At 61.7% G+C, this 12,557-nt stretch carries 9 protein-coding genes and 1 pseudogene; 8 read left to right on the top strand and 2 right to left on the bottom strand.

The annotated features are described in order from the left end of the window. Nucleotides 1–2: 2 nt before the first annotated feature. From fusA to AC6CDK_RS04865, 7 genes are all read left to right on the top strand, one after another. Nucleotides 3–2,096: an elongation factor G gene (gene fusA, locus AC6CDK_RS04895; RefSeq protein ID WP_039644208.1), complete on the top strand. Its 2,094-nt coding sequence runs from the start codon at nt 3–5 to the stop codon at nt 2,094–2,096. A gap of 89 nt (nt 2,097–2,185) precedes the next feature. After that, nucleotides 2,186–3,388, top strand: coding sequence for an SPOR domain-containing protein (locus AC6CDK_RS04890; RefSeq protein WP_192905012.1), 1,203 nt, complete (start codon nt 2,186–2,188; stop codon nt 3,386–3,388). Nucleotides 3,389–3,593: 205 nt separating this feature from the next. Then, nucleotides 3,594–4,292: a hypothetical protein gene (locus AC6CDK_RS04885; protein ID WP_318258765.1), complete on the top strand. Its 699-nt coding sequence runs from the start codon at nt 3,594–3,596 to the stop codon at nt 4,290–4,292. 44 nt (nt 4,293–4,336) lie between these two features. Beyond that, on the top strand, nt 4,337–5,209 hold the full coding sequence (locus tag AC6CDK_RS04880) for a GTP-binding protein (protein WP_039644216.1): 873 nt from the start codon (nt 4,337–4,339) through the stop codon (nt 5,207–5,209). Nucleotides 5,210–5,252: 43 nt separating this feature from the next. Next, complete coding sequence (locus AC6CDK_RS04875) at nt 5,253–5,930, top strand: MgtC/SapB family protein (protein WP_039644218.1); 678 nt, start codon at nt 5,253–5,255, stop codon at nt 5,928–5,930. Nucleotides 5,931–6,076: 146 nt separating this feature from the next. Then, nucleotides 6,077–8,509: an ATP-binding protein gene (locus AC6CDK_RS04870; protein WP_066357318.1), complete on the top strand. Its 2,433-nt coding sequence runs from the start codon at nt 6,077–6,079 to the stop codon at nt 8,507–8,509. A 1-nt stretch (nt 8,510) separates the two neighbouring features. Then, a complete protein-coding gene (locus tag AC6CDK_RS04865) occupies nt 8,511–10,637 on the top strand; it encodes a putative bifunctional diguanylate cyclase/phosphodiesterase (protein ID WP_039644221.1) in 2,127 nt (708 codons plus the stop codon). A gap of 9 nt (nt 10,638–10,646) precedes the next feature. On the opposite strand, the gene AC6CDK_RS04860 is transcribed toward AC6CDK_RS04865, so the two are convergent. Continuing rightward, nucleotides 10,647–11,240, bottom strand: a complete 594-nt coding sequence (locus AC6CDK_RS04860) for a methyltransferase family protein (protein ID WP_039644223.1) — start codon at nt 11,238–11,240, stop codon at nt 10,647–10,649. A 125-nt stretch (nt 11,241–11,365) separates the two neighbouring features. Here AC6CDK_RS04860 and AC6CDK_RS04855 point away from each other — a divergent pair, with 125 nt between their 5' ends. Continuing rightward, entirely contained in the window at nt 11,366–12,187 is an 822-nt protein-coding gene (locus AC6CDK_RS04855) for a cytidylate kinase family protein (RefSeq protein WP_039644225.1), read from the top strand. 86 nt (nt 12,188–12,273) lie between these two features. Here the strand turns inward: AC6CDK_RS04855 and AC6CDK_RS04850 are convergent. Further along, nucleotides 12,274–12,557: pseudogene (locus AC6CDK_RS04850) on the bottom strand (IPT/TIG domain-containing protein); the annotation flags it as partial.

Here is a 12,557-nt window from a genome sequence, read left to right as displayed (position 1 = left end):
GTATGGGCAAGTATGATACCGCGAAGCTGAGAAACCTTGGAATTGTGGCCCACGGGGGCGCCGGCAAGACCTCGCTTGCCGAGGCCATCCTGTACACGGCCGGGATGATCGACCGCCTCGGCCGGGTGGACGACGGCACCTCCACCATGGATTTCGAGCCCGAGGAAATCAAGCGCAAGATCACGATTTCGTCCTCCCTGGACCACTGCGAGTGGAACGGTCATTCACTGCATATCGTCGACACCCCCGGCTACGGCAACTTCATCGCCGATACCCGGGCCTGCATGCGTGCCCTGGGTGGCTGCGTCGTCATCCTCTCCGCCATCTCGGGGGTCAAGGTACAGACCGAGGAGGTCTGGGAGTGGGCCAACGAGTTCGAGCTGCCGCGCATCGCCTTCGTGAACAAGATGGACCGGGAATATGCCAATTTCCTGCGGGCCATCGACGACATGGAGAAATCGCTCAAGGCCCGTGGGGTTGCCGTCCAGATGCCGCTTGGCGCGGCCGAGACCTTCGAGGGGGTCATCGACCTGATCACCATGAAGGCGTATCGTTACGCCAAAGACACCTCCGGCACCTTCACGGAAGAAGACATTCCCGCCGAGTACCGTGACGAGGCCCAGCGGCTCCGCGAACATCTGGTTGAAACCGTGGCCGAGGCCTATGACGGCCTCACTGAGAAGTACCTGGAAACGGGCGAGCTGACCGAGGAGGAGATCCTGGACGGCCTGCGGGTGGGAACCCTGCGGTACACCTTCACGCCGGTCTTCTGCGGTTCGGCCACCATGAACATCGGGGTGCGCCATCTGCTGGACTATATCTGCGCCTGCCTGCCATCCCCCCTGGACCGTGGAGCCGTTGCCGGCACCAACCCCAAGAACGGCGAACCGACCGAGCGGCGACCGGAGGAGAGTGAGCCCTTCTCGGCCCTGGTCTTCAAGACCACCTCCGATCCCTACACCGGCAAGATATCCATCTTTCGGGTCTATTCCGGCACCCTCAACTCAGACTCCACCATCTACAATCCGGTCCGCGAATGCGAGGAGCGGATCGGCCAGATCTATGAGCTGGAGGGCAAAAAGCAGAAGCCGATCAAGCAGGCCGTTGCCGGCGACATCGTTGCGGTGGCCAAGCTCAAGGAAACCCTCACGGGCGACACCCTCTGCGACAAGGATCACCCCATCGTCTACGAGCCGGCAAAACCGCTCCAGCCGGTAATTTCCTACGCGGTCCAGCCCAAGACCAAGAATGACGAGGACAAGATCCACGGCGCGCTCCAGCGGCTCATGGAAGAGGACCAGACCATCCAGGTCCGCCGCGACGAGAAGACCCGCGAGCTGATCCTTTCCGGCATGGGGCAGGTTCACCTGGAAGTGACCATCGAGAAGCTCAAGCGGAAGTTCAACGTTGACGTGGAAATGAAGACCCAGAAGGTTCCCTACCTGGAAACCTTCAAAGCCCAGGTCAAGGCCCAGGGCAAGTATAAGAAACAGTCCGGCGGCCGGGGTCAGTACGGCGACTGCTGGGTGGAATTCTCGCCGCTCGGCCGGGGAGATGGGTTCCAGTTCGAAGACAAGATCGTGGGCGGCGTCATCCCCCGCCAGTATATTCCGGCCGTGGAAAAAGGGATATTCGAGGCCTCCCAGGACGGCTTCCTGGCCGGCTACCCCCTGGTGGACTTCAAGGCGGCGGTCTATGACGGCTCTTTCCATACGGTGGACTCATCGGAAATGGCATTCAAGGTGGCCGGCTCCCTGGCGTTCAAGAAGGCCATGGAGACGGCCAAGGTGGTACTGCTGGAGCCAATGATGAACATGAAGGTCACCGTGCCCGAAGAGACCATGGGCGACGTCATCGGTGATCTGAACTCCCGGCGGGGCAAGGTGGTGGGTGTTGAGCCCAAGGCCAATTCCCAGATCATCCGTGCCGTGGTCCCCATGTCCGAGGTGCTGGCCTATGCCAACGATCTCAAGTCCATGACGAGCGACCGGGGGCTGTTCACCATGGAGTTCTCCCACTACGAGGAAGTGCCGACGCATCTGGCCCAGAAGGTCGTTGCCGAGGCCCAGAAGGCGGAAGGCAAGAATAACCATTAAGCTGCTGCGGTCACGGGCGGCGGAGCGTACGGCACGCTGCTCCGCCGCCCTGCGCACGGCAGCGGTTTCCGGAGGAGGTAACGAGCGTTATGAACATCGAATTCGATCAGGAGCCCGCGGGCCGGGAGCCTGAAAACAAAGGGGGCAACACACGGGTACTCCTGCTCGTTCTCCTGCTGCTCGTGGCGGTATTCGGGTACCTCTACTATTTCACCGGTTTCATCAAGCCCCGTGAAGAAGCGAAGGCTCCCGCACCGGTTCAGCCGGTTCAGGTCAAGCAGCCCATCCCTCCGCGGCCCGAGGGGCAGCCTGCCGGTGAAGGTGCCAAGGACGCGGCGACAAACGAGCTTGCCGCTGCCCCGAAAGCCGAACCCGCCAAACCCGAGCCTGCCAAGCCGGAGGCCGGGAAAGCCGAGGCTCAGAAAGAGCCGGCCCCGAAGGCCGCGCCGCCCAGGGATGCTGTAAAAAAGCCCGAACCCGCATCTGCCAAGGCCGCGAAGCCGGTTCACGCGCCCCAGGCAGTGGCCAAGGCCGCTCCGGCTAAACCCGCACCGGCGCCTGCCGCAGTGGGCAAGGCCAAGGCGGAAGCCGCAAAGAAAGCCGCGCCAGCCGCAAAGCCGGCTGCCGACAAGGGGGCAAAGCCCGAAGCCGCTGTTGCCGCAAAGGCGGATGGTGGTGCTTCCGGCAAGAAAAAGCCTTTAACAGCCGAACCGGTCGCAGCAGCCGCCAAGATCGGCGACACAAAAGGGACTGCTGCGACAGCCAGGAAGGAGAAGCCCACGGCCGCCGCTGTGGCGAAAAGCGCAGCCACCGGCGCGAAAGTACCTGCCACGGGGCCGTACACCCTCAGAATCGGCGAATATGTTGTTCCCTCCGCCATGGACAAGGATAAGGACCGGGTCCGGAACGCCGGGCTCGCACCGGTTGTGAAGGAAGGGAACAAAAAGAAGGAACCGATGGTCCGCCTGTTGCTGACCGAGGCCGCTGATCAGGAAGGCGCCCGCCGGGAGCTTGCCCGCCTCAAGGATGCCACGGTGGAAGGGTTTATTCTGAACGAAGGCGGTATCTATCGGGTCTATGCCGGATCCTATTTCGTTGCCGAGCGGGCCCACCGCGAACAGGCCCGGCTGGCTTCCCTGGGGATAAAGGTGGCCCTGCGCAAGGCGTCGGTATCCGTGCCCACCCTTGTGCTGACCGCCGGCACGTTCGAGACGAAGGACGAGGCACTCAAGGCCGCGGCAATGCTCAGGAAGGCCGGGCTCAAGCCTGTCCTTACCGGGGCCGGCAAGTAGCGGGAGGAACGTCCTGGCAGTTACCCTGAGAATATCATCCGCTGCAGCGGCACTTCTGCGCAAGGATACACCCCGGGAGGAGAAACTGAGGGTCACCGCCGGAGCGCATGCGCTTCCCGCTGCCGAGGAGGTGACGGTCCTGTTTTTTCTTGCCCTGGATGCAGATACGGCGGTCCACGGGAGCGCGAGAAAACGGTTGAGAGACATGCCGTTGGCCGTCCTGGCCGGTGCAGTGGCGTGCCGTACCCTTCACCCCCGCGTTCTGGATGCCCTTGCGCGTCTCCACTACCGGCACGGGGAACTGGCCGCCCACATCGCCGTTCACCCCAATTGCGACGATGGTACCCGTGCCTTTCTGGCCGAACGGGGGATTGCCGCGGCAACGGGAACGGCGGCAGTGCACCCTGTGCACGCTGCAGAGCACCCGCCGCAGGATGAATCGGCCCTCGAAGAGGATGATGAACCGGTGGACGAGGAGAGTGAGCAGTTCAAGAGCAAATATCAGCTCGCCAAGGTGATGGGGGTTGCCGAGAAGATCAAGATAGGCCAGACCGGCGACAAGGAATGGCGGATGATTCTCATCAAGGACTCCAACAAGCTCGTGTCGGGGACGGTTATCAGAAACCCGCGCATTACCGAGTCGGAAGTCCTTGCCATTGTCAAGTCATCGATCCAGAACGATGAGATTCTCAGGGTCGTCTGCGCCAGCAAGGAATGGCTCAAGAATTACCAGATCCGCAAGGCACTGGTCGAGAATCCCAAGACCCCGATCCATTCAGCGCTTCGCCTGCTGACGACCCTGACCGAGAAGGACCTGGCCCATCTGGCCAAGAGCAAGAACATCCAGACGGTTCTCTCGACCCAGGCGAGGAAGCTGCTCATTGCAAAAAAAGAGAAGCGGTAGCGGGGGCAACTGCGCCTTGACGCACCATCTTTCCGGAGATTCCCATGGCCCTGCTCAACAGCGCGAAACGCGAGATCAACGCCAAGATCGTCTTCTTCGGCGCACCCCTTTCCGGTAAAGCCACGCTGCTTCGCCATATCCACGGCAAGCTGAAGCAGGAGCACCGGGGGCCCCTCAAAACCGTGGGGGGGCACCGGGATCGCCTCTTCTTTTTTGATGTGATGCCGCCGGAACTGGGCGAGGTGAACGGCAGCCGGGTCCGTTTTCATCTCTACACGGTGCAGGGCGAGGTTGCCGATCTCGCCACCTGGAAAATGGTGCTCAAGGGTGCGGATGGGGTGGTGTTCGTCGCGGACGCCTCTCCCGGCGGTTTTGCCGGCACCCGGCGGAGTCTTGAGGATTTGAGGGAGATTTTCCGCGGGTACGGCCAGGACCTTTCGACGCTGCCATTTGAGATGGTGTGCAACAAGAGCGACCTGCCGGATGCCGTTTCCGCCGACGACCTGCGCTGCGAGCTGGGAGTCGATGCGGTTGCGCTCCCCTGCTCTGCTGTCACGGGGGAAGGCATCCTGTCCGCCTTGTCGCGCGTGGTCTCGTCGGTGATCCGGAACCTGCGGGCCCGGCAGGCGTCTGACGGCGAAGGGGTGGAGGGCTTCACTGCGGACGTGGGGGAACCTCCTGGCGATGGGGTCGCCCGGCAGTCGGAGCGCGGGGATACAGCATCGTCCGCCGTCGGCGGCCAGCCTGTGTCCCCTGAGGTTCCGGTCATCGGCGGGGGAGAGCCCGAGTTGCACCTGGTCGGCACCCCGACCGTCAGTGACGGGGGCTGCCGCATGACTCTCGCGGTTCGGGCCGGTGGCCGCGAGTCCCGCTACACCCTGACCGTTGCGCTCGCGCCGGAGCCAGCCGCCGGCTGACACCACCCGCCGTCGGACCACGTGCCGACGCCTGTGAGGAACCATGGATTTCACGTTGGAGATGATAGGGAGACTTGTTCTCGCGTCCGTCCTTGGCGCCCTCATTGGTTTGGAGCGCGAACTCCACGGCCGGCCCGCCGGTTTCAGAACCCACCTGCTCGTTTCCCTCGGAGCTTGTCTCTTTGTTGCCACTTCCATCGAGTTCCATCGCCTCTATGCCAACACGAGCGGCATAGGCCCCATAGGCGTCGACCCCGGCCGTGTGGCGGCCCAGGTGGTGACCGGCATCGGCTTTCTGGGAGCCGGGGCCATAATCCGTGAAGGGACCTCCATCCGAGGGCTTACCACTGCTGCCTGCCTCTGGGTCGCCGCTGCCATCGGATTGTCCTGCGGCATCGGCCTGTTCGCCATCCCGCTGTTCGTGACTGCCATCTCGCTGGCGGCTCTCCTTCTGCTCAAAAGGGTCGAGGGACTGCTTTCCCGGGATATGTACACGTCCGTCAAGGTCTGGAGCGACGACCTGGAAGGACAGTTGGAACGTATCGAACATATCTTGCAAGAGTGTCGCCTCCAGGTGCTTACGATGAGTGTGGAACGGGATGTGACTGCCGCGAGTCTCCGGATCTCCTACCAGGTCAAAGCCACTTCCCGCAGTCCCGCATGCGGCATCATGGATGCAGTGGCGTCCGTGTCCGGCGTTAAACGGGTCAGGATCGTCTGATTTCCCGGGTCGGCGTCGCAAGCGGGTTATCGCCCGCTCGTGTCTTTCGGTGCGTTTTAGCGTTCTGTTATGAGTATGTTTAAAAGATGTAATAACAATGCATTTGAGACCGCAGTGCGCAGGCGCGGCACTATGGGGAAGGGCCTATGACAAGGGGGATATCCCTGTCCCTTGACCGCAGGCTCACCCTGGTCACCATGGCCACCTGCGTGACAGTGCTGATCCTGGCGTTTGCCGGATTCGTGGCGCGGGACCTGACAATGGAGCCCGCAGAACTCCGGAAACGGCTGGAGATCATTGCAGAGGTCGTTGGCGATAAAAGCGCGGCCAGCATCGTGTTTAACGATGTCCGCACCGTATCGGAGATGCTGGATGTCCTCAAGGCGGACCCGCACATCATCGTGGGGCGTATCTACCTCAAGGATGGTTCGATCTTTGCGCATTACCGGCGGAAGGGGTCACTGGCATCGCCCGCCTCAGACTCGTCGGCAGATGATGTGACCACCTGGATCGAGTATCGGCAACAGATGGTGGAAAAGGTGGGAGATCCCCTCCCCAGTCACCGCTGGCATGGCGATCACCTCGACGTGTTCAGGCCGGTAACGTTAGACGGTGAAGTCATCGGCACCGTCTATCTGCGGGCCGATCATCGGGAGATCCGTTCGCGTTTGCGCTGGTATGCGCTGAGCGGAGGGGCGTTGCTGATTATGCTCTCCGCCTTTGCCTACGTTCTTTCGTCAAAGCTGCAGCGACGGGTTTCTGCGCCTATTACCGAGCTGCTTGAGGTTACGCGGCGCGTTTCTGAAGAGCACAACTACTCGGTACGGGCCGCGGGGGGGGGCGTCGACGAGATCGGCGAACTCGTGTCGGGCTTTAACAGGATGCTTCAGATCATCGAAGAGAGCGACGCGAGTCTGAAGCGGAATCGCGAAGACCTGGAGGCGGAAGTCACCCGCCGCACCGAGGATCTGTCGCGGACCAACGAGGAACTGGGACGGGCTGTTGCCGACCTGAGCAAGGCAAAAGAGGCCGCTGATTCCGCCAGCCAGTCGAAATCACGGTTTCTGGCCAACGTGAGTCACGAAATCCGTACGCCCATGAACGGCGTTCTCGGCATGGTCAGCCTCCTTCTCGAAACCGACCTTCAACACAAGCAGCGCGAGTATGCGGAGATCATCCGATCATCCGGCGAACTGCTCATGCAGGTCATTAATGATCTGCTCGATTTTTCCCGTATTGAGTCGGGAAAGCTGAAGATGGAACAACTGCCCTTTGCGGCCCGCCGTGTCTTTGAAGAAATGGCCACCATCTATGGTGAGCGGGCTCGCCAGAAGGGGGTCTTCCTGGAATACGCCATGGAAGGGGAGGTGCCCGACCGGCTTATGGGTGACCGTCACAGGCTCCGCCAGGTGTTGGGGAATCTTCTCGACAATGCCGTGAAATTCACCCTCAAGGGGACCATCACCCTGACTGTTCGCGGGAGCGTGGAGGGGGGGATCTGCCGACTCAATTGCATCATAAGCGATACGGGGATCGGCATTCCCCAGGATATGCTGCCCCGTCTGTTCCACCCGTTCACCCAGGCCGATGACTCCAATACCCGCCGATTCGGGGGAACCGGGCTGGGGCTCGCCATTGTCCGCCACCTGGTGGAGCTCATGGGGGGTACGGCCAGTTGCGACAGTGAGCCGGGGTGCGGGTCGATCTTCCGGTTTACGGTCACCCTGCCGCTGGTGCCGGATACGGGTGAGCCGGAGCCGGAACCGTCCCCTGAAGCAGTCGGGTCTTTCCCGTTCCGCCTGCTGCTGGCAGAGGATAACGCCGTCAACCGAACGGTACTGCAGGAGATGCTCCGGAGCCTCGGCGCGGATGTCGTGGTGGTCCCGGACGGTGCCGACGCAGTGGCTGCCATCTCGGCGGATCGGTTCGACATGGTGTTCATGGATTGCCAGATGGCAGGCATGGACGGGATTGTCGCCACCACCGAAATCCGCCGCATGGAGCGCGCCGGACAGCTCGCAGGCCGAACTCACATCATCGCCCTCACCGGAAGGGTAGAGGCTGGGGACCGGGAGGCCTGTCTGGTGGCGGGAATGGATGATTACCTCATCAAGCCGGTTCTGCGCCATGACCTGGTGACGGTTCTTAGGCGCTGGCTGAGCACGCCTGACGGAGCGGCGCCGTTCACAACATGCGCTGGCACGGATGGAGAGGGGAGCGGGGAGGCGGAAGGCATCCTCGACCGTCACATTCTGGATGGCATTCGTGCCCTGGAGGCGGGCGGATCCGAGGGGCTCCTCGACCGTGTCATTGATATCTTCATTTCCGATTCACCGCGGCACCTGCGTGACATGAGGGAGGCACTGGCACGGGAGAACCTGCCTGCTGCGCGTCGGGCCGCCCACACCCTCAAATCGGGATGCCTCAATCTGGGAGCCGTTGCCCTCGCAGCCCTGTGCGGGGAGATGGAACGACCCGGCGAAGGGGAAGACGCCCTGCCGTTGCGGCTGCTTTCACGCATGGAGTCGGAATTCATCAGGGTGTGTGCCGCGCTGGAGCATGAGCGCACCGGAGCGTGAGATGAGAAAAGAGGGCAAGGACGGGGCCTCAACCACCGTAATGATCATTGACGACGATGAGCTGGTGCGCGTCCTTGCCCGGCGCGCCGTGGAGCAGGGGGGCTTCGCGGTGGTCGAGGCCGGCGACGGCGCTACCGCCATTGAGATGTTCAGCCGGCTTGTCCCCGACATCGTTCTGCTCGACGTGGTGATGCCCGGCATGGGCGGGTTTGACGTCTGCCGGCGTATTCGCCGTCTGCCGGGAGGAGACCGCGCTCAGATCGTCGTCATGACGAGTCTCGATGATACCGGTGCCATTGATGAAGCCTACGAGGCAGGGGCCTCGGACTTCCTGGCCAAGCCGATCGACTGGGTTCTGCTGCCCCGTCGTATCCGTTATCTGCTGCGCGCCAAGCTCGCTTTCGATGAGCTTCACAAGAGCAGGACCATGCTGTACAACGCTCAACGCATTGCCCGCCTGGGAAACTGGGAGTTCGACCTGGAGACCAACGTCTTTACCTGCTCCGAGGAGTCGTGCCGCATTTTCGGCATCAGGGACCATCGGCAGGGGAAGAGTCACCGGGCCCTGATGCGCCGGGTGCATCCCGAAGACCGGGTAACGGTCAAGAAGGCCATCTTTCAGGCGTTCCGGACCGGTATCGGCTACTGCATGGATCACCGGATCGTTCTCGATGATGGTGTTGAGCGGATCGTCAGCCAGCATGCCGAGCTTCTGTCCGCAGATGACGGGCGGACGTCAAGGCTGGTGGGAACGGTCCACGACATAACCGACCGCACCCTTGCCGAAGAGCGGATTCGCTACCTTGCCCATCACGATACCCTGACGGCACTGCCCAACCGGTTCCAGTTCGAGGAGCGGATGGAGCAGGCCCTGGCCTTTGCCCAGCGCAACGGCTTCATGATGGCAGTCCTGTTCCTGGATCTCGACCACTTCAAAAAGGTTAACGATACCCTGGGGCACCATGCGGGCGACCGGCTGCTTCAGGAGGCGGCCGGCCGGCTGATGAAATGCCTGCGGCGCAGCGATACGCTCACCCATGCCTCCCACGAGGATGCGAGCCCCTTCATCTCCCGCATGGGCGGGGACGAGTTCACCATTCTGCTGACCGATCTGGCCCATCCCCAGGATGCCGCCAGGGTTTCGCAACGCATCATCACCGCCCTGTCGAAACGTTACGTTATCGGCGGCCACGAGGTCTTCGTGGGGGCAAGCATCGGCATCAGCCTCTTTCCAGCCGATGGCGAAGACTGCGACCAGCTTCTGCGCAATGCGGACACGGCCATGTATCACGCCAAAGAACTGGGCCGCAATACCTATCAGTACTATTCGGGCTCCATGAACGCCATGGCGCTCGAGCGGCTGACCCTGGAAAACAGCCTGCGTTGGGCGCTCAAACGGAATGAATTCCGCCTCTGCTACCAACCTCAGTTGGATGCTGCCACGGGACGCGTGGTGGGGATGGAGGCCCTGTTGAGCTGGCACCGGCCGGGTTGCGACGTGGTCCCGCCGGACGACTTCATCCCCTTGGCCGAGGAAACCGGCCTGATCGCATCGATTGGCGAGTGGGTTCTCTGGAACGCCTGTGCCCAGGCGGTTACCTGGCTCCATGAGGGGCTCCCGCCGGTACGGGTGGCGGTTAATCTTTCCAGCCTCCAGTTCCGGTCGCGCCGCCTGGCCGAGTTGGTGAGGAAGGTGCTGCGCGCCACCGGGCTGCCTCCGTCGCATCTGGAGCTGGAAATCACCGAGGGGGTCTTCATGTCCAACGAAGAGGATGCGGCAGCGGTCATTCGCGATCTGAAGAAGATGGGGGTCCGTTTTTCCGTCGACGATTTCGGCACCGGCTACTCGTCCCTCAGCAGGCTGTCGCGCTTTCCGCTCGATGCTCTCAAGATCGACCGCTCCTTTGTCCGGGACATTTCCGCCGATCCGGCCGCGGCGGGCTTGACGGCCGCCATCATTGCCATGGCCCGCAACCTTGGTCTGAACGTTATTGCCGAAGGGGTCGAAACCCTTGAGCAGTTCGCCTTTCTCCGGGCAAACGGCTGTGCCGAGGTCCAGGGGTTCCTCTTCAGCCAGCCGCTTACCCCTGACGCGGCCGCAGCGTTCCTACGCGCACGGTCGCACTGAGAGGCACCGCTACTCTTTCGCCGCGAATCTCCCCATCCGCGGGATGAACATCGGAACTTGGCGCCGGTAGCTGCGATAGGCGTCACCGAATTCCCTTTCGAGCCTCCGTTCCTCCACCACGGCCCCCACCACGAAATATCCCCCTGCCATAAGGGTAAACAAGAGCCATTTCACGGTCATGAGCGGGTTGAAGAGGCAAAAGACCATGGATAGCCCGTAGAGCGGGTGGCGGACTGTGCCGTAGCATCCCGTGGTGACCAACTCGTGTGCGGCAATCTCCCGCCTCAGGTGCGGGATGCCGAGGAAATCCGCCATGCCGGTCCGGGAGACGCAGCGTATCATCTGCAGCAGGGCGAAGGCCTGCACCGCATGGAAAGCCAGGCTTCCCGCACCGGGCACCAGATAGATAACCGGTGACAGGGGCCATGCAGCCATAACCCACCCGAAGGTGACCAGTGCGGCAAGATTGTAGGCTGCCCGATAGAAGCGGAATCCCCTCGGAAACACGTTGCCGATGCGCTGCTGAACGCCTGGCAGGGCCGCAACCGAGTGAAGCATGGCGAACAGAAGGAACCGGATGACGAGATCAAAGGCGCCGTTCACGACACACCTCGTCCGCACGCCGGCGTATAGACTTTAACATGCTGTAATTGCTGGTCAAAATAACTCCTTGTATACACCAATTCCTCATGCTAGGATTAGTCACTTTCCCCAGAACAGGAGGGCACATGGCAGTAATTACGATCTCCAGAGAGATGGGTACGGGAGCTTACCAGATTGCCCGCGAGGTGGCCAAGCGCCTCAAACATACCCTTGTCGACGGCAATAAGATCGCGGAGCTTGCACCCCGTTACGGCCTTGACAAGGAGCTCCTCAAGCGGGTGGACGAGAAGCCGCCGGTCTATATCACTACCGAGGACCGGATGCATGCCGCACATCTCAACACCATCGAAATCGTAATTCTCGACTGTGTCAAACAGGGAAACGTGATCCTGTACGGCCGCGGCGCCCAGGACCTGCTCTCCGACGTGGAGAATATTCTCAGAATCCGCTTCATCGCCCCCTTTGAACACCGGGTTGAAAGCTTTTCCGAGCGCGAATGGATCGATCCTGATCTGGCGCGGGAACTGATCCGCAAGAGCGATCACCAGCGGGGCGGCTTCATTCATTTTTATTTCAACCGCAACTGGAACGATTCGCTCGGCTACGACCTGACGTTTAACACCGAGCGCATGAGCCAGACTGCGATCATCGAAAGCATCATCGCGGCGGCGAAGGACCCCCGGCTCAAGGAGGGGGAGGAGCGTCTGAAGCAGGTGATCGATGAAACCATTCTTGCCAAGAGAGTGGAAACGGCCTTTCTCAAGTCTGCCGACATCGAGTACATCCATTTCAGGATCAGCGTGTCCGGCACGGTAGTGAACTTCTCCGGTCACGTGCATTCCGAGGCGGAAAAACGGGAGGCGATCCGCCTCGCCACCGCCGTCGAAGGTGTCGAGAGGGTCGAGGGGGATTTGCAGGTCCTGAACTACAAGTCCCACAAGGGATAGCCGAAGGCTCCGCACTCTCTGCCCCTCATGCATCAGACGCATTCCGGCGTGCCGGCGGTTGCTTTCCGTCCGGCGCGCCGTTTGTTTTACGGAGCGGATACCTGTACGACCGAGCTGGTTTCGCCACCGGGATTGATGACCTGCAACCGTAGATCCTTGTCGGTCGGATCGACCGGATACCGCTGGTAGACCAGTCTCGAACAGTCCACGTAGATCAGCATGTCTCGTTCCCCTGTTGCCCCTGCCCTGAGGCGTTTGCCCCCCCCCGCGTTAAGCCCCAGTTGCAGGCCGCTCTCCTCGATTGACAGCGTTGCCCCTGGCTGGAAGTTCCTGCCCTCGATCACCAGGTTGTAGTAATTCACCGAGCTCT

This window comes from Geobacter sp. PheSNFMC (assembly GCF_059620965.1).
Note: the sequence above shows the minus strand (reverse complement) of the source record. Positions and strands in the feature narration are given on the sequence as shown.